Here is a 26,620-nt window from a genome sequence, read left to right as displayed (position 1 = left end):
TTCAGCGTAGGACTCGGCGCGTCCCGCTAGCCTGATCCCGTGCCGGACCGTCTGCATCGCGTCGCCGTCCTCGTGCTGGAGGGCGCCAAGCCGCTCGACGTCGGCATCCCCGCCCAGGTCTTCACCACGCGCGCGAGCATGCCGTACGAGGTCCGCGTGTGCGGGGCGGCGCCCGGGCTGGTGACCGGAGGCGACGGGCTGTCGTACCACGTGGCGCACGGCCTGGAGGCGCTCGGCTGGGCGGACATCGTCTTCCTGCCCGGGTACCGCCATCCCGACCGCGACGACCCGCCGACCGCCGTGGTGGAGGCACTGCTCGCCGCCCACTCCCGCGGCGCCCGGCTGGCGGCGATCTCGACGGGCGCCTTCGCGCTCGCGGCCACCGGCCTCCTCGACGGCAAGCGCGCCACGACGCACTGGCATTACACCCGCGCTCTCGCGCGGCGCTATCCGCTCATCCGGGTGGACGAGAACGTGCTGTTCGTCGACGAGGGCGACGTGCTCACCTCGGCGGGCGCGGCGAGCGGCATCGACCTGTGCCTGCACATCCTGCGCGGGGACCACGGCATCGCCGCGGCCAACCATGCCGCCCGTCGCCTGGTCGCGGCGCCGTACCGCAGCGGGGGGCAGGCGCAGTACGTCCCGCGGAGCGTGCCCGAGCCGCTCGGCGAGCGGTTCGCAGCCGTGCGCGAGTGGGCGCTGCACCGGCTCGGCGATCCGCTCACCCTGGAGGTGCTCGCACGCAGGGCCGCGGTCTCCCCGCGGACCTTCTCGCGCCGGTTCGTGGAGGACACCGGGTACACGCCGATGCAGTGGGTGATGCGGGCGCGCATCGACGTCGCCCGCGAGCTGCTGGAGCGCTCCGAGCTCGGCGTCGAGCAGATCGCCGCGGATGTCGGCCTCGGCACCGGCGCGAACCTGCGGCTGCACTTCCAGCGCATCCTCGGCACCACCCCGAGCGAGTACCGCCGGACCTTCAGCGGCGACGCCGGCTGACCCGATCCACGCCTGGCGGAATCCTTTCGAACCATGGCGATCGCGCCCCTGTCGGCGCCGCGCCGCCCGGGCGAGGCTGTGGGGGAACGAAAGGATCCCCTCCGCATGACCCGCATCGCCATCAACGGATTCGGCCGCATCGGCCGCAACGTCCTCCGCGCCCTGATCGAGCGCGACAGCGACCTGGAGGTCGTGGCCGTCAACGACCTGACCGAGCCCGCCGCCCTCGCCAAGCTCCTCGCCTTCGACTCCACCGCCGGTCGCCTCGGCCGGCCCGTCTCCGTCGACGGTGACGTGCTGGTGGTCGACGGCCGCCGTATCCGCGTTCTCGCCGAGCGCGAGCCCGCCCAGCTCCCGTGGGGCGAGCTCGGCGTGGACATCGTGCTCGAGTCCACGGGCCGGTTCACCTCCGCGACCGCCGCGCGCGCCCACCTGGAGGCCGGCGCGAAGAAGGTCCTCATCAGCGCCCCCGCCGACGGCGCCGACGTCACCCTCGCCTTCGGTGTCAACACCGACGCGTACGACCCGGCCGTCCACACGATCGTGTCGAACGCCTCCTGCACCACGAACGCCCTCGCCCCGCTCGCCGCCGTCCTGGACGACCTGGCCGGCATCGAGCACGGCTTCATGACCACGGTGCACGCGTACACCCAGGAGCAGAACCTGCAGGACGGCCCGCACCGCGACCCGCGTCGCGCCCGCGCCGCGGCGGTCAACATCGTCCCCACCACGACCGGCGCCGCCAAGGCGATCGGCCTCGTCCTCCCGAAGCTCGACGGCAAGCTGTCCGGCGACTCCATCCGCGTGCCCGTTCCGGTCGGCTCGATCGTCGAGCTGAACACGGTCGTCGCCCGTGACGTCAGCCGCGACGACGTGCTCGCCGCCTACCGTGCCGCGGCCGAGGGGCCGCTCGCCGGCATCCTGGAGTACTCGGAGGACGCGCTCGTCTCCTCCGACATCACCGGCAACCCGGCGTCGTCCATCTTCGACTCCGAGCTGACCCGGGTGGACGGCCGCCACGTCAAGGTCGTCGCCTGGTACGACAACGAGTGGGGCTTCTCCAACCGCGTGGTCGACACGCTCGGCCTGCTCGCGGGCTGACCGCCCGCACCGCACACGGACCGCGTCCCTCACCGGGGCGCGGTCCGTTGCGTTCCGGGGCGTCGTCGGGTCATGGGCGCGACAGCCCCGCGGCGCGTCGGCTAGCGTGAAGGGATGCCGCCGACCCCCGCCGAGACGATCGCGCCCGGCGTCAGCCGCGTGCGGGTGCCGATGCCGTCGTTCAGCGGCCTCGGCTTCAGCAACGCCTACCTGATCGAGGACGCGGCGGGCCGTCTCCACGTGATCGACCCCGGCTCGCCCACCGCCCAGGCCCGGCAGACGCTCCGGTCGGCGATCGCGGACGCTCCTGTCGCGTCGATCGTGCTCACGCACCTCCACCCCGACCACGCCGGCGGAGCGGCCGCGCTGGCGGACGCGACCGGCGCCGCCGTGCTCCTCCATGAGCGCGAGCGGGCGGCTCTCGGGCTCATCGCGGCGGGACTCCCGGCGCCCGACCTGGAGGCGTGGGGCGTTCCGGCCGAGCGGCGGCCGGAACTGCTCGCCGTCGCGGCCATGCCCACCGGCCCGGCCGCCGAGCTCGTGGACGCCGTCATCACCGGCGTGCTGGCCGACGACGCGGTGCTGGACATCCCCGGCCGCAGCATCCGCGTCATCGGAACCCCCGGCCACACCGACGGCCACCTCTGCCTGCACGACGAGGAGGCCGGCCTCCTCGTCGCCGGTGACCACGTGCTCCCGACGGTCAACTCCGGGCTGGGGCTCGGCGGCCCGACGGCATCCAACCCGATCGCCGACTACCTCGACTCGCTCGACCGCGTCGCGCAGCTCGACCGCGATGGTCTCCGCGCCCTCCCCGGGCACGAGGAGCCGTTCACCGGGTTGCGCGAGCGCTGCGCGGCGCTGGCCGCCCACCACCTCCGCCGCACGGACGAGGTCGCCGCGCATCCCGGCGGCACGGTGTGGGAGACCGCCAGCACCCTGACCTGGACGGGCGGCTGGGACGCCCTCGCCGGCGCCACCCTGCTCTCCGCGCTCCGGCAGACGGCGCAGCACCGGGAGTACGCGGCCCGCGGCGCGTGACCCGGCCGGTACCGCGTGGCCGGCGCCTACAGCATCGTCTCCACGCCGAGGGTCACCCGGTCGCCGAGCCCCACCCCCTCGCGCCGCCGCACGTCGCCCTTGATCGCCAGGACGTACGCGCCCTCCGCGCTCTCCGGGAACACCGACGTCGACCAGCGCGACCCGCCGAGGGTCACCATCACCTTGACCGAGCCGAACCCGGCGGACGGATGCGGCTGCAGCCGGATCTCCTCCGACACGTCGTCGGGCAGCCGGGCGAACACCCACAGGTCGCGCCGGGCCTCCCACCGGAACAGCTCCGTCTCGAACTCGTAGCGCACACCGGCCATGCCCCCAGCCTGGCACGGCCCGCCGACATCCGGCCGGCCTCCTCGCTCGCCCCGGACCCCTCTGCCCGCCGTCGCGCCCGCCGCGCTATCCTCACCACGACCCTCAGGAGGACCCATGCCCGCCACCCGCCCCGGCTCCGTCACCTTCGTCGCCGTGCTCGCCTACATCAACGGCGTGCTCAACATCGTGGGCGGGGTGGTGATCCTGTTCACGCGCGACCAGATGGTCCAGTCGTCCGACGCGGGCGCCATGGCCGGGATCACCACGTCGGCGATCCTGGGGATCATCCTCGGCATCGTGATCCTGATCGTCGCCCGCGGCCTGCTGAACGGCAGCCGGTTCGCGCGCGGACTCGTCACCATCGTCATGATCCTGAACGCGATCAGCGGCGTCATCCTGCTGTTCAGCCTGCAGTTCTTCAGCGGGATCCTCGAGATCCTCTGGGCGGTCGTCATGCTGTCGCTGCTCTACACGCGCCGCGCCAACGCCTTCTTCGCCGCCCGCGGCTGAGCTGTCGGCGCGATCGGACAGAATGGGAGGTGGCGCCGACGCCCGGCGTCCCACCGACCCGAAAGGCTGTGGCCATGCGCTGGCCGAACTGGCTCAGGAAGCGCGCGTTGAAGACCGTGCGCACGCGTCCCTTCGACGAGGACGCCCTGCCAGAGCCCGCCGCGCCCACGCTGGATCAGACCGTCGACGAAGGTATGCTCCTCGCGGAATACGCCACCCGGATGGCCGTCAAGAACCACATCGTGGTCGACACGCTGCAGTACGGGAACGACTTCGACCCCGCCAGGCACACAGGCGAGGCGGCCCACCTGCTGCGCGAGCTGGCGTCGGAGCAGGGGGAGGCCGCCGGCCGGATCGAGGCCGACCTGGAGGCCGCGCAGGGCCTGCGCGGCGACGCCACCCACCCGCACGACTATCGCGATGTCGACGTGGCGAACCTGCGCCTGCGGCACGACGCGGCCGTCGCGCTGGCGGGCGCCCTGCGGGCGAAGGCCGACTCGGACGAGGAGCTGGCCGCACTGGTCGAGCGCGGCCGCGAGGACGCCTGGGACGAGGTCGGCCGGGCGATCGAGGCGGGGCTGGACGCGTTCTCGGGCGTGGAGGCGCTGAAGGACGACTACGAGCGCGAGAAGCCCGCGCGGCTCAAGCTGCTGATCTGGCGCGACCTGGCCCGGCTGCAGGAGGAGCGCACGGGGTACTGACGCCGCCCGGTGTCGCGTCTCAGTGCCCGCCATCGCGCAGAGCGACCGGGGGAACCAGCGTGCCCACCTCGGTCCGTACCCACCGGTCACCGCTCGCGCGCTTCTCCGCCCGCGTCGCGAACCGGTACAGGAACATCCTGGCCCGCACCGCGCGCGGCGCCGCACCGTCGAACGGGTCGCTCCGCAGCAGTCGCAGCGTCGGCCGGTCGGCCTCCAGCAGCCGCAGCAGGAACACCTCGAACCACGGCGAGTCCCGGGACCCGAGCGCGAGGAACCACATCAGCCAGTCCAGCCGGAGGTGATACGGCGCGTACTGGCGCGGCAGCCTCCGCACGTCGCCCGGCTTGCCCTTGAAGCCGTACTCGAGCCAGCGGGCGCCCGCGTCGTGCGGGTCGCCCGCGGTGCCCTCCACCACCACCTCGTAGCGCTCCTTCGTGACGCTTCCGAAGGCGCCGTAGGCGTTCACCAGATGCCACCGGTTGAAGCTCGCGTTCATCAGCTGCCGGCGCCGGAAGAGGTTCCGCAGCGGCCACCAGCTCAGCGCGATCAGGAAGGCGCTCACCAGGAGCGCGACGACCGCGTACCAGAGCGGTACGTCCGCAGCCCCGATGCCGCCGTCGATCGCGCCGCCGCTGATCCACCGCCACGCGCCGTCGCTCACGCCCGCGAACGCCAGCACGATCGTGATCCAGTTCAGCCAGGCGAAGTTCCCGGTCGCCACGAGCCAGAGCTGGGTCAGGATGACGACCGCGGCCGCGACGCTCGCCACGGGCTGCGGAAGGAACAGCAGCCACGGCACGACGAGCTGCGCGAAGTGGTTGCCCAGCACCTCGACGCGGTGCCACCACTTCGGCAGCAGGTGCGCCGTCCGGCTGAGCGGGTTCGGCATCGGCTGGGTCTCGTGGTGGTAGTACAGCGCGGTCAGGTCGCGCCACGAGCGGTCGCCGCGCATCTTGATCATGCCCGCCCCGAACTCCAGCCGGAACACCAGCCAGCGCAGCAGGATGACGATCGTGATCGGGGGAGCCGTGTCCCACGCGCCGAGGAACGCCACGGTGAAGCCGGCCTCGCAGAGCAGGCTCTCCCAGCCGAACCCGTAGAAGGTCTGGCCGACGTTCACGATCGACAGGTAGAGGAACCAGATGACCAGGAACACCGGCACGAAGACGTACGAGGGCGTGAGCTGCAGCAGGCCGACGACCACGAGTGCCGCGAGTGCGGCGCCGGTCCAGGCGACCACGAGGAGCAGCCGGTCGGAGTACCGCCGGCGGAACAGCGTCGGCTGCTTCCGCGCGTAGCTCAGCCGCAGGAATCTCGGCACGGGCAGGAGGCCGTGCTCGCCGAGGAGGGCGGGGAACTGCGCCGCCGCGGACAGGAAGGCCACGACGTAGAGGGCCGCGACCCCGCGCTGCAGGATCTCGCGCGCGATCGTGTAATCAGTCCCGGCCAGCCAGCCCAGAGCGTCCATCGATCATCACCGTACGCTCGCCGGGCCGGCCCGCGAACGCCGGATCGGAGGGCCCGGAGGCCCGGGCCGCGCGACGCTACGCGGCCAGCTCCGCGTCGAGCCGGATGGCCCGGTGGTCCGACGCGCCGGCTGGGAGCACATCCACCCGGTCCACCTCGAAGCCCGTCGAGGTGACGAAGTCGAAGTAGCCGCTGAAGAACTTGTAGCGCAGGTAGGTCGGCTCGTCGCTGCGCTTGAGCGTGTAGCCGGCCGTCGTGAGGTGCCGCTCCAGGCCGCGGATGAACCACGGGTAGTTGAAGTCGCCGACCATGATGGCGGGCGTGTCGGGCGCGAGCGAGCGCATCCCCTGGTGGGCGGCGGCGATCTGCTTGCGCCGCAGCGAGTTGGAGGCCGTCAGCGGCGCCGCGTGGAAGGACCCGACCAGCACGCGCTCGCCCGAGTCGCGGTCGCGCACCAGCACGGCGAGGAGCCGTTCGTTCGCCGGCGCGAGCACGCGGTCGTGGAGCGACTTGTGCACCGCGAACACCTGGGTGTCGAGCACCTCGTAGCGGTCGTCGCGCACGTACACGGCGAGGCCGAGCCGGTTGGCCCGGGTGGCGTCGGCGAGCTGGAGGTCGTGCAGCCGCGGCGCGAGCGCCTCGCTGTCGCACTCCTGCAGGCACAGGGCGTCGACGTCGTACGTCTTCGCGATGTCCTCGAGCTCGTGACCGGCGGCGTGCTTGCGCAGGTTGTAGCTGATGATCTTCAGAGCCCCGCACCTCCTCGCGTCATGAGGCCGCCCGGGTCGTCCTCGGGCGGTCACCGCTCATTGTGGCCCACTCTGAGCCGCGTGCGATGCGAACGGGGTGCATCGCACACGGAATTCACACCCTGGTCATCGCCCGTCCGCCCGGTACGGTGGTGGCATGGCAGGCGACGCAGTCATCCTCCGCATCCCGGGTCCGCACGGGGAGCGCGAGCTCCGCATCTCGAGCCCGGGCAGGGTGCTCTACCCGGAGCTGGGGATCACGAAGCTCGACCTCGCGAACTACCTCGTGGAGGTGGGGGAGGCGTTCGTGCGGGCCAACGGCGACCGCCCGCTGTCGCTGCAGCGCTTCCCGGACGGGATCGACGGCGAGCAGTTCTTCTCCAAGAACCCGCCGCGCGGCACGCCGGACTTCGTGCGCTCGGTGATGGTCGTCTACCCGAGCGGACGGTCGCATCCGCAGCTCGTGATCGACGAGCCGGCCGCTGCGGTGTGGGCCGCCCAGATGAACACCGTGGTCTTCCACCCGTGGCCGTCGCGCGCGGAGGACTCGGACAACCCGGACCAGCTGCGGATCGACCTCGACCCGCAGCCCGGCACCGACTTCACCGACGCGGTCCCCGCCGCCGTCGAGCTCCGCTCCGTGCTCGCGGAGGCCGGGCTGGAGGCGTACATCAAGACCTCGGGCAACCGCGGCCTGCACGTGTTCGCGCCCATCGAGCCGAAGCGGGAGTTCCTCGACGTGCGGCACGCGGTGATCGCGGCGGCGCGCGAGCTGGAGCGACGGATGCCCGAGCAGGTGACCACGGCGTGGTGGAAGGAGGAGCGCGGCGAGAGGATCTTCGTCGACTTCAACCAGGCCAACCGCGACCGCACGATGGCGGGGGCGTACAGTCCCCGCGCGCTGGGTCACGCGCCGGTGTCGACGCCGGTGACCTGGGACGAGCTGCCGTCGGTCGACCCGCGTGACTTCACAGTGCGCACGGTCCCGGAGCGGCTGCGCAGCACGGGCGACCCGTGGCAGGACTTCGGCGAGCGCCCCGGCACGATCGACGCGCTCCTGGACTGGTGGCAACGCGACCTCGACGCCGGCCTCGGCGAGCTCCCCTTCCCACCCGACTACCCCAAAATGCCCGGCGAGCCCCCGCGCGTCCAACCCTCCCGCGCCAAGAAGGCATAACCAGCCATCCGTTCCGGAGTTGTGCACGCCCGTCTCCGGCGTGTCGCGTACACAGCTCCGGAAGAGATGGTCAGGACATGACGTCGGCGAGGTCGTAGGCGATGGGGCGGTCGAGCTGGTCGTAGGTGCAGGAGGCCGCGTCGCGGTCGGGGCGCCAGCGCTCGAACTGCGCGGTGTGCCGGAAGCGCCAGCCCTCCATCTGGTCGTAGCGCACCTCCATCACCCGCTCCGGGCGCAGGCGAACGAACGAGACGTCCTTGCTCGCCGAGAACCGGCTGCGGTCGGTCTCGCCGGTGACCGCCGCGCCGCTGTCGTCGCGCTCGACCAGCGGCTCCAGGTCGTCGACGAGCTGGAGGCGCACCTTGTCGCTGAACGCGGAGACCCCGCCGACGTTGCGGAGCACCCCGTCGTCCCCGTAGAGCCCGACGAGGAGCGATCCGACGCCCTGGCCGCTCTTGTGCACCCGGTAGCCGAGCACGACGACGTCGGCGGTGCGGTGGTGCTTGATCTTGAGCATGGTCCGCTTGTTCGGGGCGTACACGCCGTCGAGCGGCTTGGCCACGACACCGTCGAGCCCGGCGCCCTCGAACTCGACCAGCCACTGCCGGGCGCGCTCGGTGTCGAGGGTGGTCCGGGTGACCTTGATGGGGTCGGGGAGGTCGCCGGCGAAGTCCTCGAGGGCCGCACGACGCTCGGCGAACGGCCGGTCGAGGTAGGACTCGGCGCCGAGGGCGAGCAGGTCGAACGCGACGAATTCGGCCGGGGTCTGCTCGGAGAGCAGCTTCACCCGGCTCGCGGCCGGGTGGATGCGCTGCGAGAGCGCCTCCCAGTCGAGGCGCTGCGCGCCCGGCTCGCCGGTGGGGACGACGATCTCGCCGTCCAGCACGCACGGGCCGGGCAGCAGCTCGCGGAACGCGGCGACCAGCTCCGGGAAGTACCGCGTCAGCATCTTCGAGCCGCGGCTCCCGATCTCGATCGCGCCGACGCTGCCGTCGCCGGCGTCGTCGGCGTAGACGATGGCGCGGAAACCGTCCCACTTCGGTTCGAAGCTGAGCCCGCCGGGGACGCTGTCCTGGTCGGGCACGGCGGGGACCGCCTTGGCGAGCATGGGGGCGACGGGGGACTCGGAGGTCGGGCGCATGTCTCGATCATGCCGCGACGGGAACGCATCCGGAAGAGCGGCGGGTGGCCGGGCGGTCCACGCGCTCGCAGAAAAGGTTAGGTGAGGCTCACCTATAATCGAATCGCCATGTACCGACCCGACCACGCCGCCCACACGTCCGCGACCGCGCATCACGACGACCGGGTCCAGTTCCTGGTCGTCGGCGACGAGACCTCGCTGGCCGAGCTGGAGGCGGAGCTCGCGCTCCTGCCGCTGTGCGCTCGCGGCCGCGTGTTCGTGGAGGTCGCCGAGCAGAGCGGGATCGTCCCGCTGACCGCGCCGATCCGGATGACGGTCACCTGGCTGGTGCGCGCTCAGCGGTCGGGCCGGCCGGGGACGGCCGAGCGCTGCGTCCCTGGGGAGGCCGCCGCCCGCGCGGTCCGCGCGTGGAGCACCGAGATGCTGTGCGACGGCCCCGGCGCGACGCGCGCCATCGTCACGGGGTCGTGGTCGCTGGTCACGGAGGTCACGGAACTTCTCGTGGACGGGGTGGGCATGCGCCCCGAGGAAGTCAGCTCCGCAGCGCGACTCCCGTGATGCCCTCGCTGAGCGTCCAGAGATCGCGCCCGAGCTGCGGATCCTTCGCCTGCGCGGTCACCCTGCCGTTGGCCGTGAACCGGTCGAAGTAGGTCCCGCTCGGAGCTCCGACCGGCAGCGGGCCGGCAAGCCGTTCGAGCGGCGCGGCGCCGGCCTCGGGCGTGACGCCGTAGCGGCCGCCCGTGACGGCCCCGCCGAACCGGATGAGCGGCGAGCTCGCCCCGAAGCGCGTCACGACCGTGCCGGGGTGGAACGAGTAGGCGGAGACTCCGGTGCCGGTCAGCCGCTCCGCAAGCTCGGCCGCGAACAGGATGGTCGCGATCTTGGACGTGCCGTAGGCCTGCCAGCCGCCCCGCCAGCGCCGCCGCTCCCAGTCGAGGTCGTCCAGCCGCAGGCTCCCGAACCGGTTGGCCACGCTGGCGGTGGCGACGACGCGCACGTCGCGTCCCGCCGCCGCGGTCTCCTCCAGCCGCGGCCGGAGCAGCTGGGTGAGCAGGAACGGCGCCAGGTGGTTGAGCTGGATGGTGCGCTCGTGCCCGTCGGCCGTGACCCGGCGCTCGTGGTACAGGCCGCCCGCGTTGTTGGCGAGCACGTCGATGCCGTCGTAACGGTCGAGGAGCGCCGCGGCGAGCTCACGCACGTCGTCCAGCCGCTCGAAGTCGGCGAGGAACGCCGTCGCCCCGATCCGCTCCGCGACGGCGCGCGTCCGCTCCGGGTCGCGCCCGACCACCGCGACGTCGTCGCCGGCCGCCGCGAGCCGCGCCGCGGCCACCGCGCCGATGCCGGAGCTGGCCCCGGTCACGACGACGGTGCGCCGCGGGCCTCCCGGTGCAGTGGTCATCGGTAGCCGCCTTTCTCGAGGCCGGCCTCGATCTCGAACCGGTTCCGGAGCGGGTCGCGGCCCGCGAGCAGGTAGAGGAACGGGAACAGCATGCCGTAGCGCTGCCACTGCCGTTTGTGGACGCCCTCGTGTTCGAGGACGTCGTCGGTCACATTCCGATCCGTGAGGTAGCAGGCGCCGACGCACGACCCGCCGCGGCCGAACGTCCGCCGCGGCATCCCGCGGAACACGAACAGCCCGGCCCGCCGCTCCACCCGCCCGGTGCTCCACACGAAGCCCCAGACCAGCCCGACGGCCGTGGCGTAGAGGTAGCCGAGCCGGCTGACCGGCGAGTCGAGGAAGACCGCGGAGAGCGCGCGCAGGGGTGTCGCCGCGCGTTGGGCATCGTCGGGGTGCGCGGGCCCGTCCGTGTGCACGGCGCCGTCCGGCTCGGGTTCCGGGGTCACTTCTCGGGCCGGCCGTAGGTCTCGAGCAGCCGCAGCCAGATCTCGCTGACGGTGGGGTAGGAGGGCACGGCGTGCCACAGCCGGTCGAGCGGCACCTCCCCGACGATCGCCACCGTCGCCGAGTGCAGGATCTCGCCGACGTCCTGGCCGACGAAGGTCGCGCCGAGGACGACCCCGCGATCCTCGTCCACGATCATGCGGGCCATCCCGTCGTAGTCGTCGGCCAGCACGTAGGCGCCGCTCACCGAGCCGATGGGGTGGTCGACGACGCGGATGCGGTAGCCCGCCTTGGCCGCGGCCGCCGCGGTGAGCCCGACCGACGCGACCTCCGGTTCCGTGAACGTGACCTGCGGGACGGCCTGGTGGTCGGCGGTCGCGACGAAGGCTCCCCACGGGGCCATTCCGACCTCACGGCCCTTCGCGCGCGCCGCGATCGCGTCGCCCGCCGCGCGGGCCTGGTACTTGCCCTGGTGGGTGAACAGCGCCCGGTGGTTGACGTCGCCCGCCGCGTAGAGCCAGCCGCCGTCGACCGGTTCGCCGGCCGCGTCGAGCACGCGCATGCTGTCGTCCACGTTGAGCCAGGCGCCGTCCTCCAACCCGAACGCCGGCAAGCCGAGGCCGGACGAGCGAGGGAGCCGGCCGGTCGCGACCAGCAGCTCGTCGGTCTCCAGCACCGTGCCGTCGCCGAGCCGGATGCGGAACCGGTCGTCCTCGGTGCGTTCGACGGACTCCGTCGTGACGTCGACGTGGACTTTCACCCCGAGCTCCTTCAGCGACGCGGTGACGCGCTCGCCGGCGAACGGCTCGAGGCTTCCGAGCAGCCCGCTGCGCGCGATCAGGTGCACCTCGGTGCCGAACCCCGCGTACGCGGTCGCCATCTCGGTGCCGACGGTGCCTCCGCCCAGGATCGCCAGCGAGACCGGCACGCGCTGGACGCTCGTCGCGTCCCGGCTCGTCCAGGGTTCGCTCTCGCGCAGGCCCGGGATGTCCGGCAGCACCGCGGCGGAGCCGGTGCAGACCGCGACCGCGTGCTTCGCGGTGAGGACGGTCGTGACGCCGTCCTCGCTCGTCACGGTGACCTCGCGCGGCGCGGAGAGGGTGGCCCAGCCGCGGACCAGGTCGATGCCCGCGCTCTTCAGCCACTTCACCTGCCCGTCGTCGGTCCAGTCGCTGGTCATGTAGTCGCGCCTGCGGAGCACGGCGGCGACGTCGAGCGGCCCGGTCACGGCCTCCCGTGCTCCGCCCACGCGCTGCGCCGCCCGGAGCGCGGCGGACGAACGCAGCAGAGTCTTCGACGGGATGCAGGCCCAGTACGAGCACTCGCCCCCGACGAGCTCGGCCTCGACGATCACCGTGCGCATCCCGCCCTGGGCGGCGCGGTCGGCGACGTTCTCTCCGACGGCGCCGGCTCCGATGACGATGACGTCGTACTCGGTCGTTGCGGACATGTCTCCTCCTGGGATGCCTGGTCGGCTGTGGTGCTCGGTTGCCTGGGGTGCTGGGTTGCGTGTGGTGCTGGGTTGCTCATGGTGCCTGGTCGGCCGTCATGCTGGTCGGTCGTCGTTCATGGTTGCCTCCTCAGCGCCCCACGAACTCCGCCGTGCTCCGCGTCAGGAACGCCTCCATGCCGATCCGCGCGTCCTCACTGCCGGCCAGCCGGACGAGCGCCGGCTGCAGCGCCGCCTCCGCCGCGGCGTCGCCGTCGCGGATCGCGGTGACGGCGTTGGCGAGCGTCGCCTGCACGGCGAGCGGGGCCTGGGCGGCGATCCGCTCGGCGATGGCGAGCGCCGCGTCGAGCTGCGTGCCGTCGTCCACGACCTCCTGCACCAGCCCCATCCGGTACGCCTCGTCGGCGTCGAAGGGGTCACCGGTGAGGATGTAGCGCATCGCGGCGCCCCAGCCGGCCGCGCGCGGGAAGCGGATGGTGGCTCCGCCGAACGGCAGGATGCCGCGGGCGACCTCGATCTGCGCGAACCGGGTGGAGCGCGCCGCCACGGCGACGTCGGCCGCCAGGATCAGCTCGATGCCGAGCGTGAGGCACGTGCCCTGCACCGCGACGACGACCGGCTTGCGAACGCGCGGGCCGGACACTCCCCACGGGTCGACGCCCGTCTCGCTGACGAACGACAGGCCGCCCGGTCCGATGCGCGGACCCACATCGGCGAGGTCGAGCCCGGCGGTGAAGTGGTCGCCGACGGCGTGCACGACGCCAGCCCGCAGCTCGGGATCGCGGTCGAGCTCCCCGTAGGCCTCCGCCAGGGCGTTCAGCAGCTCGTAGTCCGCCGCGTTGCGCTTGTCGGGACGGTTGAGACCGATCAGCAGCACGTGGCCCCGCCGCTCGGTCAGGATCTTCGGTTCGCTCATGCCTCTCAAGCTACCGGCGGGATCAGCGGACGTCATCCGGCGGCGCGGTATCCGTGGAAAGGTGGCGCGGTCCGGGATCTGTGGAGGAACCTCCACCGACCGCGGCGTCGGCGCCCTGCGACGGCGCAGCTCCCTTCAGCGGAGCGGTCAGGCTGCCGAGCACCCGGAGGATCACGCTCAGGTCGCGCCCCGCGGCCTCCGGGGACTCCGGCGCGAACTCGGTCACGGCCGCGCCGACGAGTTCGAACCGGGTCCTGAGCGCCCGGATGGCGTCGGCGAGCTGCTCCGGCGTGACCCCGAACGGCTCGGGATAGCCGATGCCCTCCATCGCGGACGGGTCGAGCACGTCGAGGTCGACGTGCAGGTAGACCGCCGACGCGCCCGTCGCCTCGACCGCACGCACCAGCGCCTGCGGGTCGTCGAACTCGCCGGGCCCGACCACGCGGATGCCCGTCCGCTCCACGAACGCGGACTCCCCGTCGTCGAGCGCACGGGTGCCCGCGAGCACGAGTTGCTCGTGGTGGAGGCGCGCCTCCCCGGTCGCGGCGAGGCCGTCCGGTCCGTCGCCGAGGAGCGCCCGCACGACCATGCCGTGGAAGGCGCCGGAGGGCGAGGTCGACACGTTGTTGAGGTCGCCGTGCGCGTCGAACCACACCACGGCCACCGATCCGGCCGGGTGCGACGCCACCGCGTGCTGGACCCCGGCGAGATCGGCGCCGCAGTCGCCGCCGATCGTCACGACGGGGGCCGGCAGCACCGCGAGCTCCGCCGCAGCGAGCTCGCGCACCAGGGTGAGCGACGAGTAGCGCAGCACACCCGTGCCGAGCGCCTCGCCCGCCGCCGCCGGCACCTCCACGCTGTGGGTCGCGTTCGCCGGGAGGTCGCCGCGGATGGCCTCCGCGCCGTCGATCAGCCGCATCGCCCTGGACGAGCCGGAGCCCTGCCACTGCGGTATGACGAGGAATGAAGCCGGGCTCATCCTCTCTCCTTCCGTGTCGCCGCCGCGGCCGCGCTGCGCAGGCCGGAGGCGGTCAGATGCTGGCCGTAGGCGGGCATGTCGCGCTCGAACCGCCAGCCTTCGGCGAGCGGCCCGAGGTCGACCACGTCGAAGCCGAACTCGTCGAGCAGCTCCGAGACGAGCGCTTTCGCGTCGTCGTCGTCGCCCGCGATCGCGAGGGCGCGGCGGCCGGGTGTCCCGGGAGGCGCGGCGTCCGCGGTCAGGTTCGCCGCCGGGATGTGGTTGAACGCCTTGACGATGTGCGCCTGCGGCAGGATGCGCTGCAGCAGCCCCGACACGGTCTCGCGGCCGTCCTCCAGCTCGGCGATGACGCCGTCGCGGGCGGGGTAGTAGTTGCCGGTGTCGATCACGACCTTGCCGGCGAACGCCGAAGGCGGCAGTGCCGCGATGGAGCGCAGCGGGATCGCCACCACCACGATGTCGCCGGCCTGCGCGGCCTCCGCCACGGTTCCGGCGCGCGCGTGCGGGCCGAGCTCGCCGACCAGCGCGGCGAGCGACTCCGGCGCGCGCGAGTTGCTCACCACCACGTCGTAGCCGTGGGCGATCCCGAGGCGGGCGAGCTGGCTGCCGATGCGACCCGCTCCCACCAGGCCGAGTGTCGTCACGATACGCCCTCCTTCTGCTCCAGGCGCTTCTTCGCGCCGCGCCGCCGCCGGGCGAGCAGCCAGAGCGCCAGGGCGCCGCCGACCACGACGACGGCCAGGACCACCCAGAAGATCACGGCGCCCCCGCTGTCGCCGACCGCGGCGCCGAGGCCCTGCGCCGTCGCGACCGCGGCCGGCGTCCAGTCCTGTGTGCGGAGCTTCGGCTCGAGCCGGGTCTGCTCGATCGCGGTCAGCTCCCGTTCGCTGACCGGGCCGCTGCTGTCGCCGGACAGGTAGTACTCCTGGCCGTCCGTCGCGACGGCGAGCAGGTAGTCGGTCGGGCCGAGGTCGTTGCGGGCCGCGGTCTCGTTGGCCCAGTCCTCCGCGTCGGTCGGGTCGCCGAACCGGTCGACGTACGCGACGTACAGCCGGATGCCGTGGTCCTTGTGGAGGGCGGCGGAGGCGGCCTCGATCGTGTCCACATCGGCGTCCGAGAGAACGCCGGCCTGGTCGACGACGTGCCCGGCGCCGAAGTCGACGGGAGCCTCCGTGCGGGCCGCAGGTGCCTCCGTGTTCGCCGCTTGGGCCGCGGGCGCCGACAGGACGAGCGGAGCCGCCACGGCGCCCAGCGCGAGCAGGAAGACGGTGAGCACGCGACGCCCGATCAGCGAACGATGCACAGACATTCACCCACTCTCCCGAGCTTTCCTGTCATCCAGCCGAGTCTAGGAGCGCGCTCCCGGCCGTGTCACTGTTTCGGTCTGTTGCACGCCCGGATGCGCCGGTCGGGCGGCCGCCGCAGAATGGCTGGCATGTCCCCGGCCGCCCGCACCCTCGCCGTCGTCGAGTCGACGCGCTTCCGCGGCAGCGATCCGGAGTACCACGCGTACGTGCAGGTGCTCGTCGGGGGAGTGCTCCGCGCGGCCGAGGCCGACGGCTGGACCGTCTCCCGGCTCGCGGCGGACAGCGGCACGGACGCGCTGCTGGCGGCCACCGAGCGGGCCGGCGCGGTCGTCCTCGTCGGCGGCGAGGACATCGCGCCCCGGTTCTACGGCGGCTCGGCAGGCTACCCGCACGAGAGCCTGCACCGTGAGACCGCGGACGCGGCACAGCTCGCCCTAGTCCACCGCGCGATCGAGCGCGGCCTGCCGCTGCTCGGGATCTGCCGCGGCCTGCAGATCGTCAACGTCGCCCTCGGCGGCACCCTCATCCAGGACCTCGGCGACTCCGGCCACGTGCGGCGCGGCGTGCCGATCCCCGAGGTGCTCACCACGCATCCCGTGCTGCTGGAGCCGGACAGCCGGGTGGAGGAGCTGCTCGGCGGCCCGGTGGTCGCCGTCCGGAGCGCGCACCACCAGGCGGTGGATGTCGTGGGCTCGGGCCTGCGGGTCACGGGGCGTGCGCCGGACGGCCACGTCGAGGCCATCGAGCACGAGACCGCACCGATCCTCGCCGTGCAATGGCATCCCGAGGACCCCGCCGCCCCCGCGGGCCAGCTCGCGGCGCTCCTGGGCGCCCTGCGCGTGCCCGCCCGCGCCGCCTCGCTGGCCGCCTCGCTCGCCTCCTGAGATCGGTGGGGGAGGCTCAGGCCTTCCAGCCGTCGTCGCCGACGAGCGGCACGAACGCCACGGCCCCGAGGTTGCGCTCGTGGAGGGCGCCGTCGCGGCCGAGCTCGAAGACGGCCAGGTGCTGCGCGCCGCCCGGGTGCCCCACCGGCATCACGATGCGGCCACCCGGCGCGAGCTGCTCCGGCCAGGCCCGCGGCACCGACGGCCCCGTCGCCGCCGCGACGATCGCGTCGTACGGGGCCCCGGCCGGCCAGCCGAGCGTCCCGTCGCCGGTCACCACGTTCACCCGGTAGCCGAGGGCCTCCAGCGTCGCCGCCGCGGTCACCGCGAGGTCGGGATGCCGCTCGATGCTGACCACGCGGTGGCCGAGCTCCGCCGCCACCGCCGCCGCGTAACCCGAGCCGGTCCCGACGTCGAGCACGGCGTCCTCCGGCCCGATCCTCGCCGCCTGCAGCATCAGCGCGACGATGTACGGCTGGGAGATGGTCTGGCCGTCGCCGATCGGCATCGGATGGTCCTCGTAGGCGTACCGCTCCGCGCCCTCCGGGACGAACTCGTGCCGCGGCACACGTCGCATCGCATCGAGCACACGCTGGTCCTCGATTCCGCGGCGGGCGAGCTGCTCCTCGACCATCCGCTCGCGTTCGGCGGTGAATTCCCTGTTCGTACCGCCTATTGAACCACCGCGGCCCGCCGGTCCTGAAGGCCGGATGTCGCGGTCTCCAGCGCCTCTGCCGACGCGCCGGCGGCCTCCAGGGCCAGCAGGGCGGCGCCGAGGATCGGCGCAGCGGTGACCAGCCGGATGCGCGCCTGCGGAGCGCGTGCCGAGAGCCTGCGCTCCACCCCGGACAGCAACCGCTCGTCGCGCGACCCGATCACGCCGCCGCCCAGCACGACCGGCACCTCGCGGTCCAGGAGTCCGAGCCGCCGCAGCGTCGTCACGGCGAACACCACGATCTCCTCGGCCTGGCGGTCCACCAGCTCCTGCGCCACCAGGTCGCCGGTGCGCGACGCCGCGAGCACGGCGGGGGCGATGCGGGAGAGGTCGCTGCTCGGGAGGCGCCCGAAGTGCAGTGCCTCGATCACGGCGCGGATGCCGTCCAGCCCGAAGACCGGCGGGATGGCCTCCACCAGCGCGGTCGCGGAGCCCCGGCCGTCCACCGCGCGCGCGGCGTGCCAGAGCGCCTGCTCGCCGAGGTGCCAGCCGCCGCCCCAGTCGCCGGAGGTCATCCCGAGCGACGGATAGCGCACCACAGCGCCGTCGGAGCGCACGCCGACGCAGTTGATGCCGGTCCCGCAGACGACGGCGACGGCGTCGGGCTCGCTGGTCCCGGCGCGCAGCAGCGCGAACAGGTCGTTGTCGACCACCGCGTCGGCCCACGCGTAGCCGGCGATCCCCGCGCGGAACTCGGCCTCCTCGGCCGGGAGGTCCAGCCCGGACAGGTAGATGTTGGCGGCGGCGATCGGGCGCGGACCGGTCTGGGCCAGCAGCCGCTCGATGAGCTCGTCGACCAGCGCGGCCGTCGCGGCCATCCCGATCAGGTGCGGGCTGGAGGTGGCGCCCCGGACGGTGGCGGCGACCGTCCCGTCGAGTTCGAGAGCGACCGCGTCGGTCTTCGATCCGCCGCCGTCGACGGCGATCACGATCGGGGAGGCCTCGGCGTGCGCCCCGCTCATCGCGCCCACGCCAGGTGCGCCCGGTTCTCCGCGAGGAGCAGATCGGTGAGCTTCTCCGCGCGGTCGTACTGCCCGACCAGCGGATGGGCGAGCATCGCCCGGAGCACCCTGTCGCGTCCCCCGTGGACGGCGGCGTCGAGGGCGAGCCGCTCGTAGCCGGCGACATGGCCGATCAGTCCGGCGAGGTCGTCGGCGAGAGCCGGCACCTCCACCGCACGCACGCCGTCCGCGCCGACGACGGCGGGCACCTCGATGACGTGGTCGTCGGGGAGGAAGGGCAGCGTGCCGTCGTTGCGCAGGTTGACCACCTGCACGTCGCCGCGGTCGCTGGTCAGCGACGCCAGCAGGTCGACCGCCGCCTCCGAGTAGAACGCCCCGCCGCGCTGGGCGAGCTGCTCGGGCTTCGTGTCGACGGACGGGTCGGCGTACAGCTCCAGGAGCTCGCGCTCCACCCGCTGCACGGCCTCCGCCCGGGTGGGGGCGTCGAGCTGCTCGCGGAGCACCTCGTCGTGGGCGTAGTAGTAGCGCAGGTAGTAGCTCGGCACGTTCCCGAGCAGGCGGATCAGGGAGGCCGGCAGCTCGATCTCCTCGGCGAGCTGCGGGAGGTGGGCGCCCAGGAGATCCGGGAGGACGTCCCGGCCGCCGACAGTGACCGACCGCTCCCAGGTGAGGTGGTTGAGGCCGACGTGCCCGAGCGCGACATCGCCCGGCGCGACCCCGAGCAGGCCGGCGAACCGGCGCTGGAAGCCGATCGCGACGTTGCAGAGCCCGACCGCGCGGTGGCCCTCCTGCAGGAGTGCGCGCGTCACGATGCCGACCGGGTTGGTGAAGTCGACGATCCACGCGCCCGGCTTGGCGTGCCTCCGCACAGCGTCCGCCACTGAGAGGACTACGGGCACGGTCCGCAGCGCCTTGGCGAAGCCGCCGGGGCCGGTGGTCTCCTGCCCGATGCAGCCGCACGCGTGCGGGAACGTCTCGTCCCCGTGCCGGGCGGCCTGGCCTCCGACGCGGAGCTGGAGGAGCACGGCGTCGGCGTCGGCGACGCCGGCGACCAGGTCGGAGGTCGGCACGATCCGCCCGGGATGTCCCGCCGCGCGGAACATCCGTTCGCTCATGCCGCCGACCAGCCGGAGCCGCTCCGGGTCGGTGTCGACGAGCCAGAGCTCCTCGATCGGCAGCAGGTCGCGCAGCCGGGCGAACCCGTCCACGAGTTCGGGGGTGTACGTGGAGCCTCCGCCCACAACGGCCAGTTTCACGAGCTATCCCTTCACGCCGGTGAGTGTGATGCCCTCCACGAACACGCGTTGGGCGAAGAAGAAGATGACCACGACGGGCACGGTCACGAGCATGGTCATCGCCATCGTGAGCCCCCAGTCGGTGCCGTGGACGCCGCGGAACGACGCCAGTCCGTATGCGACCGGCCAGGCGGCCGGGTTCTCCGAGGTGTAGAGCAGCGGGCCGTAGTAGTCGTTCCAGGAGTTGAAGAACATGAAGATGGCGGTCGCCGCGATCCCGGGCTTGGCCATCGGCAGGACGACCCGCCAGAGCACCCCGAACTCCCCGTTGCCGTCGATGCGCGCCGCGTCCGAGTACTCCGGCGGGATGGTCAGGAAGAACTGGCGCAGCAGGAAGATCGAGAACGCGTCGCCCAGCAGGTTCGGCAGGATGAGCGGCCACAGCGTCCCGGTCAGGCCGAGCTGCGACCACAGCACGTAGATCGGGATCGCGGTCACCTGCGGCGGCAGCAGCATCGCGACGATGATCGCGGTGAACAGCACGCCGGAGCCGCGGAACCGGATCTTGGCCAGCGCGTACGCGGCCGGGACCGACGAGATCAGCATGAAGGCCGTGGCCAGGAGCGCGTACATCGCCGAGTTCGCGAACCACTGCGCCAGCGGCACGGTCGTGAAGACGGTGACGTAGTTGCTCCAGACGAACGGCTGCGGCCAGAGCGACGCCGTGAGGGTCTGCGAGCTCGACATCAGCGAGGTGAGCAGCACGAACACGACGGGGGAGACGAACAGCACGGCGAGCACGATGAGAACGGCGTGCTCCGCGATCCAGCCGAGCACCCGGCGGGCGCGGAGCGAGCGCGGGCTGCGGATCCTCCGCTGCGCGGGGGCGGGAGACGCTGCCGTCTCCGGGGTGAGGGTTGCGGACGTCATTGTGCGCCTTCCGGGGTGAACGCCTTGAAGCGCCGCAGCAGCAGGACGAGGATGAGCGCCGCGACGACGAACAGCAGCACGGCGAGGGCGGACGCGTAGCCGAGCTGGTAGGTGCCGAACCCGCGCACGTACAGCCACTGCGTGTAGGTGAGCAGCGAGCCGTCGGGGTACCCGAGGGTGTTGCCGATCCCCTCGCCGACCACGGCCTTGCCGCTGGCCACCGAGGAGGCGACCGCGGCCTCCGTGAAGTACTGGATCGCGGCGATCACGCCGGTGACCACGGCGAACAGCAGCACGGGCGAGATGCTCGGCAGCGTGACGTAGCGGACCTTCTGGAGGCCGCCGGCGCCGTCGAGGGAGGCCGCCTCGTACTGCTCGCGCGGCACATCGAGCAGCGATGCGAGCAGGATGATCATGATGTCGCCCATCACCCACACCCCGAGCAGCACGAGCGACGGCTTCGACCAGGCCGGGTCGTTGAACCACAGCGGCCCCTTGATCCCGAACCAGGCGAGCACCTGGTTGACCGGGCCGGTCCCCGGGTTGAAGAGGAACACGAACGCGACGACGCTCGCGACCGGCGGCACCAGCGCCGGCAGGTAGAAGACCGTTCGCCAGAGGCCGGACGCCCGGCGCGCGCGGGCGAGGAGGCCGGCGACGATGAGCGCGAACCCGGTCTTCACCGGCACCCAGATCACCACGAACCACAGCGTGTTCAGGGTGGCGAGCCACACGTTCGGGTCCTGCGTGAACAGGTACTGGTAGTTGCGCAGGCCGATCCACTGCGGGGGCGACACCAGGTCGAACCGGGTGAACGAGTAGTAGACCGAGGCGATGAGCGGGTAGACGAAGAAGATCGCGAGCCCCAGCAGCGCCGGCGCGAGCAGGGCCAGCGTCACCAGGTTGCGGCGCCGCCGGCTGCGGGAGGGCCGCGCGGGGCGGGCGGTCGCCCGCCCCGCGCTTCGAGCCGTGACGGTCACGAGCTCACGGACCCGTCGAGAGGGCGAGGGCGTCGTTGATCTGCTTGTCGACCGACTTCAGCCCGGCGTCGATGTCTCCGCCCTGGCTCTGGTACTTGTTCCACCAGTCCTGGAAGGTGTTCTGGTAGCCGGCCCCGAGCGGGCTGGCCGGTGTGGTCATGACGTTCTTGTTCGAGGAGATGTCGAGGAACGTCTTGAACTGCGGCGAGACCTCCAGCTGGGGCGAGGCGAGCGCGTCCTTCGTGGTGGGCACGTTCTTCAGGCCGTTGGCGAGCTTCACGACCGCGTCGGTGTCGGTGGTGAGGTACTTCAGCAGCGCCCAGGCCAGTTCGGGCTGCTTGGAGCCCTTCGAGATGCCGATGATGTTGCCGGTGATGTACCCGCCGCCGTAGAGCTCGGTGTGGTCGTCGGCGGTCGGGAACGGCGCCGTGCCGTAGTCGAGCCCCTTGGCCTGGTCGTCGATGAACGCGGTGCGGTACTCACCGTCCAGGTTCATCGCCACCTGGCCGGTCTGGAATGCGTTGTCGGCGGAGAACTCCTGGCCGAGGCCCGAGGTGAAGGCGTTGAGCTTGTCCCAGCCGATCTTGTCGACGTAGGCCTTCTGCCACTCGATCAGCTCCTTCCAGCCGGGGGAGGAGGAGATCGCGCTGGTGCCGTCGGCCTTCAGCCACTCCGCTCCGGCGGCCGGGCCGTAGTGGGCTGCCGAGTTCTCGTACCAGCCCATCGTCGGGTTGAAGCCGAGGGTCTTGATCGAGCCGTCGGCGTTGAACGTCGTCAGCTTGTCGGCCATCGACTCCAGTTCGCCGAGTGTCTTGGGCGCCTCGCTGAAGCCGGCCGCCTGGAGGAGCTTCTTGTTGTAGTAGAGGCCGTAGACGTCCGCGAGCATCGGCATCGCGCAGCGGTTGCCCTTGAACTCCGTGTACGACTTCACGGTGTCGCTGAACTGGCTCATGTCGACCTTGTCGCGCTCGATCACCTTGTTGAGCGACCGGAACGCGCCGTTCGAGCAGAAGTTGCCGACGATGTCGGTCGAGTACGAGAGCCCGACGTCGACCTTGCTGCCGGTGGCGATGGCCTTCTGCAGCTTCTCGTCGTCCTGGCCGGAGTGCACGTCGACCTTGATCTTGGGGTACTTCTTCTCGAAGTCGTCGACGACCGACTGGATGACCTTGGCCTCCCGGTCGGAGAAGAAGTGCCAGAACGAGACGGTGCCCGACAGGTCGGACGGCGTGCTGTCCTGGAAAGACGCGCCGCTGGACCCGCCGGAGCAGCCGGCCAGGGTGAGCGCCGCGGCCGCGGCGACCGCGGCGGCTGCGATGAGATGACGGTGTTTCACGGGTGGTTCCTCGCTGATCCTTCTCGTGATGTTCGGGTGGACGGTGTGGTGCGGAGGTGCCGGCGTCGCCTCAGACGGCGATGCGCGACACTTCGTCGAAGAGCGCCTCGCGCACCTCGCCGAGGAGGTGCTCGCGTGCGCCGCGGAGGACGGGATGGGTGGGGACGCCGGTGGCGACGACGGCGCGCTCGCCCCAGGCGTCGCGCAGCTCCGCCGCGACCAGCTCGGCGAGCCGGGGGCCGCAGGCGGCGCCGGTCGGGCCGCCGAGGACGACGAGCTCGGGGTCGAGCAGGGCGAGCACGGGGGCGACGCCGACGGCGACGCGCGCGGCCAGCTCGGCTACGAGCTCGTCCCGTGCGGCGTCGTCGCCCTGGAGGTCGCCGTCCAGGCCGTGCGCTGTCGCGAGTCGTTCGACGGCGGGGCCGCCGATCAGGTCCTGGAGGTCGGCGGCCTCCGGGTCGAGCGCCGCGGCCGATCGCGGGATCGGGAGGTAGCCGATCTCGCCCGCGCCGCCCGAGGCGCCGCGGTGGACCGAGCCGGCCTGGTCGACGGCGAGGCCGAGGCCGTCGCCCATCCAGAGCAGCGCGAAGCCGCCGGCTTCGGTGCCCGCGCCGTCGGTGCGCTCGGCGACAGCGGCGAGGTTCACGTCGTTGTCGATGTGGACCGCGATGTCGAGTGCGTCCTCCAGCCGGCGGCGGATGCCCCGCTTCGGCCAGCCGGGGAGGGTCTCGATGTAGGTGAGCTCGTCCGTCCGCGGGTCGAGGGCGCCCTGGACGCCGACGCAGACCGCCCGGACGCGGGCGGAGTCGACGGAGGCCGCATCGCAGGCGGCGTCGATCGCGAGCCGGAGGTCGGCCTCCGGCGCCCGGGCGGCGAGCGGGGTGACCGCGATGGGGTGCTCTGCGCCGACGGCGTCGACGATGGTCGAGCGGATGGAGGTCGCGTCGATGTCGACGGCGACGCCGAGCATCCGGTCGGTGCGCACCGCGTAGCCGGCGGCGTTCGGTCCGCGGCCGGCGGAGACCTCGCCGACCACGTGGATGAGCCCGGCCGTCTCCAGCCGGGAGACCATCTGCGCGGCCGTGGGCTTGGAGAGCCCCGACAGCTCGCCGATCCTGGTGCGCGTCAGCACCCCGTGCTCGAGCAGCAGGGCGAGCGCCGTGCGGTCGTTGGTCTCGCGGAGCCACCCCGGAGTGCCCCGGACGGGTCGGTCGGCCATTCTCATCCCCTCGTCGGAACGATCTGATGGCCAGAATGTATCAGTAAACTTTCTTGATAGTAAAGCGAGATGCGAAAATCCCCGCAGAGGGGCACGTTGTTGTCACATTCGGCGCGCAAAAGCGACAACGACGTGCCCCTCGACGGGGATCACGCCGGAGTGCGTGGTCAGACCGCCGAGCGGGCGTGCTCCACGAGACGGTCGAACGCCTCGTCGAGGTCGGGGTCGAGGCGCTGACGGGACGCGTCGGCGAGATACCAGTCGACGATCTCGCCCGCGCCGTGCGCGAAGGTCACGGTGGCCTGGTACTCGGGCACGAGCGCCTTCACCTTGGCGTTGTCGAAGTGCATCGAGTGCGCCTTGTCGCCGAGGAGGCCGGGGCCGAGGTCCGGGATCACGGCCGCGATCGTCTCGCTCGCGACGTGGACGAGCTCGGCCTCCACGCCGAGCGCCTCCGCGAGGTAGCAGTAGATCTGGTCCCAGGTGGGCGCCTCGTCCGAGGTGATGTGGAAGGAGTCGCCGACGGCCTCCGGGCGGCCGAGGAGGCCGACGAACGCGACCGCGAAGTCCGTGTTGTGCGTAATGGTCCAGCGGCTCGTGCCGTCGCCGTGCACCACCACGGGGGCGCCGCGGCGCATGCGCTCCAGGTCGGTCCAGTGCCCGCTGGTCGGGATCAGCGTCCGGTCGTAGGTGTGCGACGGGCGCACGATCGTGATCGGGAAGCCGCGCTCGCGGTACGCCTCCACCAGGAGGTCCTCGCAGGCGATCTTGTCGCGGGAGTACTGCCAGAACGGGTTGCGCAGCGGCGTGGACTCGGTCACGGGCATCCGCGACGGCGGCGTCTGATAGGCGGACGCGGACGAGATGAACACGTACTGCCCGACCCTGCCCTCGAACAGGTCGAAGTCGGTGCGGATGTGCTCCGGCGTGAAGGCGAGGAACTCGGCCGCGACGTCGAAGCTGCGTTCGCCGAGCACGCGGTGCACGCTGTCCGCGTCGCGGATGTCCGCGTGCAGCACCTCGACGCCGTCGGGCAGCGGGCGCAGGTCGCTGTTCCCGCGGTTCACGACGGTCACCTCGTGACCCTGGTCGAGGGCCCGTGCGACGCACGCGGAGCTGATGACCCCGGTTCCGCCGATGAAGAGTGTCCGTGTCGCTGCCATCCCCTGCTCCTCGCATCGTCGCCGGCCTGTCACCGCGCGGATCGGCGGCCGGAACCGGCCGCGCCCCCCTGTCCGTACTGCCCGAGCCGCCGTACCGGATGTGCCGGGACGACCCTGCCGCAGGGACAACTCAGACTAGCGCGGACGACCCAGACTAACGCGCCCGCGGGTCGCGAGGTTAAGGTCCCGCCGCTCCCCGCGTACAGTGCAGGTCGTCCACCCGGCCGACAACGCCAAGGAGTTCACCCGTCGTGCAACTGCGAACCTGGCCCTCCCTCGTCATCGCGTGCCTCATCGCGATCGTCCTGGCCGTCGTGGCGACGGCGATCGTCGGCGTGATCCTGCGCGGGGTGGGCCGCCGACGCCAATGGCCCGCTGTGCTCGTCAAGCGGGCGCGGGTGCCGTTCCGCCTGTTCCTCGCCGTCGTGGTGCTGTGGATCGCGGTCGCGCTGACCCTCCCGCCGGAGGTGCCGCCGGACGCGACCGAGGCCATCCACCACACCTTCCTGATCCTCGCCATCGCCACCGGCACGTGGTTCCTGGCGGCGCTCGTGGTGTTCGTCGAGGACCTCGGGCTGGTCCGCTACCGGGTGGACGTGCCGGACAACCGGTACGCCCGCCGGGTGCGCACGCAGGTGCTGGTGCTGCGGCGGCTCACGGTCGTCGCGGCCGTCGTGATCGGGCTCGCCGCCATCCTGCTGACGTTCCCGGTGCTGCAGGCCGCGGGCGCCAGCCTGCTCGCGTCGGCGGGGATCATCGGGGTGATCGCCGGCGTCGCCGCGCAGTCGAGCCTGGCGAACCTGTTCGCCGGCATCCAGCTCGCCTTCAGCGACGCGATCCGGATCGACGACGTGGTCGTGGTCGAGCAGCAGTGGGGGACCATCGAGGAGATCACCCTGACCTATGTGGTCGTGCACATCTGGGACGACCGGCGACTGGTGCTGCCGTCGACCTACTTCACGACGAAGCCGTTCGAGAACTGGACGCGCCAGCACAGCGAGCTGCTCGGCTCGGTGGAGTTCGACCTCGACTGGCGGGTGTCGCCGTCCGGGATGCGCGCCGAGCTGCAGCGCATCCTGGCCGCCACCGACCTGTGGGACGGCCGCACCGGTGTGCTGCAGGTGACCGACGCGGTGCAGGGCTGGGTGCGGGTGCGCGTGCTGGTCACCGGCAAGGACGCGCCGACGCTGTTCGACCTCCGCTGCCACGTGCGCGAACGGCTGATCGACTGGATGCAGCGCTACTCCGACGCCGCTTTGCCGCGCGTGCGCGTCGAACGGGTGGAGGCCCCGGAGCCGCAGCTGCCGAGCGCCCGCGCCCGCACCGCTCAGGAGGGCGAGGGCCGCCTCTTCGGCGGCACCCCCGAGAACGAGCAGCGCGCCTCGCAGTTCACCGACAGCATCCCCACGCTTCCCGACCCCACCCCCGACCCCACCAACCCCGCCCCCAACTGACCCCCACCCCACCTACGCCGCCCACCCACCCCAC

At 72.4% G+C, this 26,620-nt stretch carries 28 protein-coding genes; 9 read left to right on the top strand and 19 right to left on the bottom strand.

Going from position 1 to position 26,620, the window contains the following annotated elements; translation table 11 throughout:
* Positions 1–51: 51 nt before the first annotated feature.
* From AC3A3H_RS02545 to AC3A3H_RS02535, 3 genes are all read left to right on the top strand, one after another.
* Positions 52–996 carry a GlxA family transcriptional regulator gene (locus tag AC3A3H_RS02545; RefSeq protein ID WP_487612983.1) on the top strand — a complete coding sequence of 315 codons (945 nt, stop codon included), beginning with the start codon at positions 52–54 and terminating at the stop codon, positions 994–996.
* Between the two features lie 105 nt (positions 997–1,101).
* The gene (gene gap / locus AC3A3H_RS02540; protein WP_487612970.1) at positions 1,102–2,097 is read left to right on the top strand and encodes a type I glyceraldehyde-3-phosphate dehydrogenase; all 996 of its coding nucleotides are present in this window, start codon (positions 1,102–1,104) and stop codon (positions 2,095–2,097) included.
* 114 nt (positions 2,098–2,211) lie between these two features.
* Positions 2,212–3,138 carry an MBL fold metallo-hydrolase gene (locus AC3A3H_RS02535; RefSeq protein WP_487612969.1) on the top strand — a complete coding sequence of 309 codons (927 nt, stop codon included), beginning with the start codon at positions 2,212–2,214 and terminating at the stop codon, positions 3,136–3,138.
* 26 nt (positions 3,139–3,164) lie between these two features.
* Here AC3A3H_RS02535 and AC3A3H_RS02530 read toward each other — a convergent pair whose 3' ends face one another.
* The gene (locus tag AC3A3H_RS02530) at positions 3,165–3,467 is read right to left on the bottom strand and encodes a DUF1905 domain-containing protein (protein ID WP_487612968.1); all 303 of its coding nucleotides are present in this window, start codon (positions 3,465–3,467) and stop codon (positions 3,165–3,167) included.
* Positions 3,468–3,582: 115 nt separating this feature from the next.
* On the opposite strand from AC3A3H_RS02530, the gene AC3A3H_RS02525 reads away from it, so the two are divergent.
* Positions 3,583–3,978, top strand: a complete 396-nt coding sequence (locus tag AC3A3H_RS02525; protein WP_487612967.1) for a DUF7144 family membrane protein — start codon at positions 3,583–3,585, stop codon at positions 3,976–3,978.
* A 74-nt stretch (positions 3,979–4,052) separates the two neighbouring features.
* A complete protein-coding gene (locus AC3A3H_RS02520; RefSeq protein WP_487612966.1) occupies positions 4,053–4,679 on the top strand; it encodes a hypothetical protein in 627 nt (208 codons plus the stop codon).
* Positions 4,680–4,698: 19 nt separating this feature from the next.
* Here AC3A3H_RS02520 and AC3A3H_RS02515 read toward each other — a convergent pair whose 3' ends face one another.
* Positions 4,699–6,147 carry a lipase maturation factor family protein gene (locus tag AC3A3H_RS02515; protein WP_487612965.1) on the bottom strand — a complete coding sequence of 483 codons (1,449 nt, stop codon included), beginning with the start codon at positions 6,145–6,147 and terminating at the stop codon, positions 4,699–4,701.
* A 76-nt stretch (positions 6,148–6,223) separates the two neighbouring features.
* Positions 6,224–6,949: an endonuclease/exonuclease/phosphatase family protein gene (locus AC3A3H_RS02510; RefSeq protein ID WP_487612964.1), complete on the bottom strand. Its 726-nt coding sequence runs from the start codon at positions 6,947–6,949 to the stop codon at positions 6,224–6,226.
* A gap of 103 nt (positions 6,950–7,052) precedes the next feature.
* On the opposite strand from AC3A3H_RS02510, the gene ligD reads away from it, so the two are divergent.
* Entirely contained in the window at positions 7,053–8,072 is a 1,020-nt protein-coding gene (ligD, locus tag AC3A3H_RS02505) for a non-homologous end-joining DNA ligase (RefSeq protein ID WP_487612963.1), read from the top strand.
* A gap of 70 nt (positions 8,073–8,142) precedes the next feature.
* On the opposite strand, the gene AC3A3H_RS02500 is transcribed toward ligD, so the two are convergent.
* Positions 8,143–9,213, bottom strand: a complete 1,071-nt coding sequence (locus AC3A3H_RS02500; protein ID WP_487612962.1) for an ATP-dependent DNA ligase — start codon at positions 9,211–9,213, stop codon at positions 8,143–8,145.
* A 108-nt stretch (positions 9,214–9,321) separates the two neighbouring features.
* Here AC3A3H_RS02500 and AC3A3H_RS02495 point away from each other — a divergent pair, with 108 nt between their 5' ends.
* Positions 9,322–9,771, top strand: a complete 450-nt coding sequence (locus AC3A3H_RS02495; RefSeq protein WP_487612961.1) for an SIP domain-containing protein — start codon at positions 9,322–9,324, stop codon at positions 9,769–9,771.
* Here AC3A3H_RS02495 and AC3A3H_RS02490 read toward each other — a convergent pair.
* The 7 genes from AC3A3H_RS02490 to AC3A3H_RS02460 form a co-directional block, all read right to left on the bottom strand.
* Positions 9,746–10,612 (bottom strand): SDR family NAD(P)-dependent oxidoreductase, encoded by an 867-nt coding sequence (locus AC3A3H_RS02490; RefSeq protein ID WP_487612960.1) that lies wholly within the window; start codon positions 10,610–10,612, stop codon positions 9,746–9,748. The two genes, AC3A3H_RS02495 and AC3A3H_RS02490, sit on opposite strands and share 26 nt — an antisense overlap.
* Positions 10,609–10,974, bottom strand: a complete 366-nt coding sequence (locus AC3A3H_RS02485) for a Fe-S oxidoreductase (RefSeq protein WP_487612982.1) — start codon at positions 10,972–10,974, stop codon at positions 10,609–10,611. Before AC3A3H_RS02485 ends, AC3A3H_RS02490 begins: the two co-directional genes overlap by 4 nt.
* A gap of 80 nt (positions 10,975–11,054) precedes the next feature.
* Positions 11,055–12,506 (bottom strand): dihydrolipoyl dehydrogenase family protein, encoded by a 1,452-nt coding sequence (locus AC3A3H_RS02480; protein WP_487612959.1) that lies wholly within the window; start codon positions 12,504–12,506, stop codon positions 11,055–11,057.
* A 130-nt stretch (positions 12,507–12,636) separates the two neighbouring features.
* Entirely contained in the window at positions 12,637–13,422 is a 786-nt protein-coding gene (locus AC3A3H_RS02475; protein WP_487612958.1) for a crotonase/enoyl-CoA hydratase family protein, read from the bottom strand.
* A 22-nt stretch (positions 13,423–13,444) separates the two neighbouring features.
* Entirely contained in the window at positions 13,445–14,401 is a 957-nt protein-coding gene (locus AC3A3H_RS02470) for an arginase family protein (protein ID WP_487612957.1), read from the bottom strand.
* On the bottom strand, positions 14,398–15,045 hold the full coding sequence (locus AC3A3H_RS02465) for an NADPH-dependent F420 reductase (protein WP_487612956.1): 648 nt from the start codon (positions 15,043–15,045) through the stop codon (positions 14,398–14,400). The genes AC3A3H_RS02470 and AC3A3H_RS02465 overlap by 4 nt, the downstream gene beginning before the upstream one ends.
* Positions 15,042–15,710, bottom strand: coding sequence for a TPM domain-containing protein (locus tag AC3A3H_RS02460; RefSeq protein ID WP_487612955.1), 669 nt, complete (start codon positions 15,708–15,710; stop codon positions 15,042–15,044). The genes AC3A3H_RS02465 and AC3A3H_RS02460 overlap by 4 nt, the downstream gene beginning before the upstream one ends.
* Positions 15,711–15,836: 126 nt before the next feature.
* On the opposite strand from AC3A3H_RS02460, the gene AC3A3H_RS02455 reads away from it, so the two are divergent.
* A complete protein-coding gene (locus tag AC3A3H_RS02455; RefSeq protein WP_487612954.1) occupies positions 15,837–16,592 on the top strand; it encodes a gamma-glutamyl-gamma-aminobutyrate hydrolase family protein in 756 nt (251 codons plus the stop codon).
* 16 nt (positions 16,593–16,608) lie between these two features.
* Here the strand turns inward: AC3A3H_RS02455 and AC3A3H_RS02450 are convergent, their stop codons facing one another.
* From AC3A3H_RS02450 to AC3A3H_RS02415, 8 genes are all read right to left on the bottom strand, one after another.
* Complete coding sequence (locus tag AC3A3H_RS02450) at positions 16,609–17,268, bottom strand: protein-L-isoaspartate(D-aspartate) O-methyltransferase (protein ID WP_487612981.1); 660 nt, start codon at positions 17,266–17,268, stop codon at positions 16,609–16,611.
* A complete protein-coding gene (locus tag AC3A3H_RS02445) occupies positions 17,265–18,269 on the bottom strand; it encodes an N-acetylglucosamine kinase (protein WP_487612953.1) in 1,005 nt (334 codons plus the stop codon). The genes AC3A3H_RS02450 and AC3A3H_RS02445 overlap by 4 nt, the downstream gene beginning before the upstream one ends.
* The gene (locus AC3A3H_RS02440) at positions 18,266–19,525 is read right to left on the bottom strand and encodes a 6-phospho-beta-glucosidase (RefSeq protein WP_487612952.1); all 1,260 of its coding nucleotides are present in this window, start codon (positions 19,523–19,525) and stop codon (positions 18,266–18,268) included. Before AC3A3H_RS02440 ends, AC3A3H_RS02445 begins: the two co-directional genes overlap by 4 nt.
* A gap of 3 nt (positions 19,526–19,528) precedes the next feature.
* Positions 19,529–20,434: a carbohydrate ABC transporter permease gene (locus AC3A3H_RS02435; protein WP_487612951.1), complete on the bottom strand. Its 906-nt coding sequence runs from the start codon at positions 20,432–20,434 to the stop codon at positions 19,529–19,531.
* Positions 20,431–21,414: a carbohydrate ABC transporter permease gene (locus tag AC3A3H_RS02430; protein ID WP_487612950.1), complete on the bottom strand. Its 984-nt coding sequence runs from the start codon at positions 21,412–21,414 to the stop codon at positions 20,431–20,433. The genes AC3A3H_RS02435 and AC3A3H_RS02430 overlap by 4 nt, the downstream gene beginning before the upstream one ends.
* A 4-nt stretch (positions 21,415–21,418) precedes the next feature.
* Complete coding sequence (locus AC3A3H_RS02425; protein ID WP_487612949.1) at positions 21,419–22,750, bottom strand: ABC transporter substrate-binding protein; 1,332 nt, start codon at positions 22,748–22,750, stop codon at positions 21,419–21,421.
* A 70-nt stretch (positions 22,751–22,820) separates the two neighbouring features.
* Positions 22,821–23,969 (bottom strand): ROK family transcriptional regulator, encoded by a 1,149-nt coding sequence (locus AC3A3H_RS02420; RefSeq protein WP_487612948.1) that lies wholly within the window; start codon positions 23,967–23,969, stop codon positions 22,821–22,823.
* 167 nt (positions 23,970–24,136) lie between these two features.
* On the bottom strand, positions 24,137–25,132 hold the full coding sequence (locus tag AC3A3H_RS02415) for an SDR family oxidoreductase (RefSeq protein ID WP_487612947.1): 996 nt from the start codon (positions 25,130–25,132) through the stop codon (positions 24,137–24,139).
* Positions 25,133–25,383: 251 nt separating this feature from the next.
* On the opposite strand from AC3A3H_RS02415, the gene AC3A3H_RS02410 reads away from it, so the two are divergent.
* A complete protein-coding gene (locus tag AC3A3H_RS02410; protein WP_487612946.1) occupies positions 25,384–26,586 on the top strand; it encodes a mechanosensitive ion channel family protein in 1,203 nt (400 codons plus the stop codon).
* The last annotated feature ends 34 nt before the right edge of the window (positions 26,587–26,620 follow it).

The sequence above is a fragment of the Leifsonia sp. Soil_N53 genome (assembly GCF_057655165.1).
The sequence above is the reverse complement of the archived record's forward strand: the minus strand, read 5'-3'. Positions and strand labels throughout refer to the sequence as shown.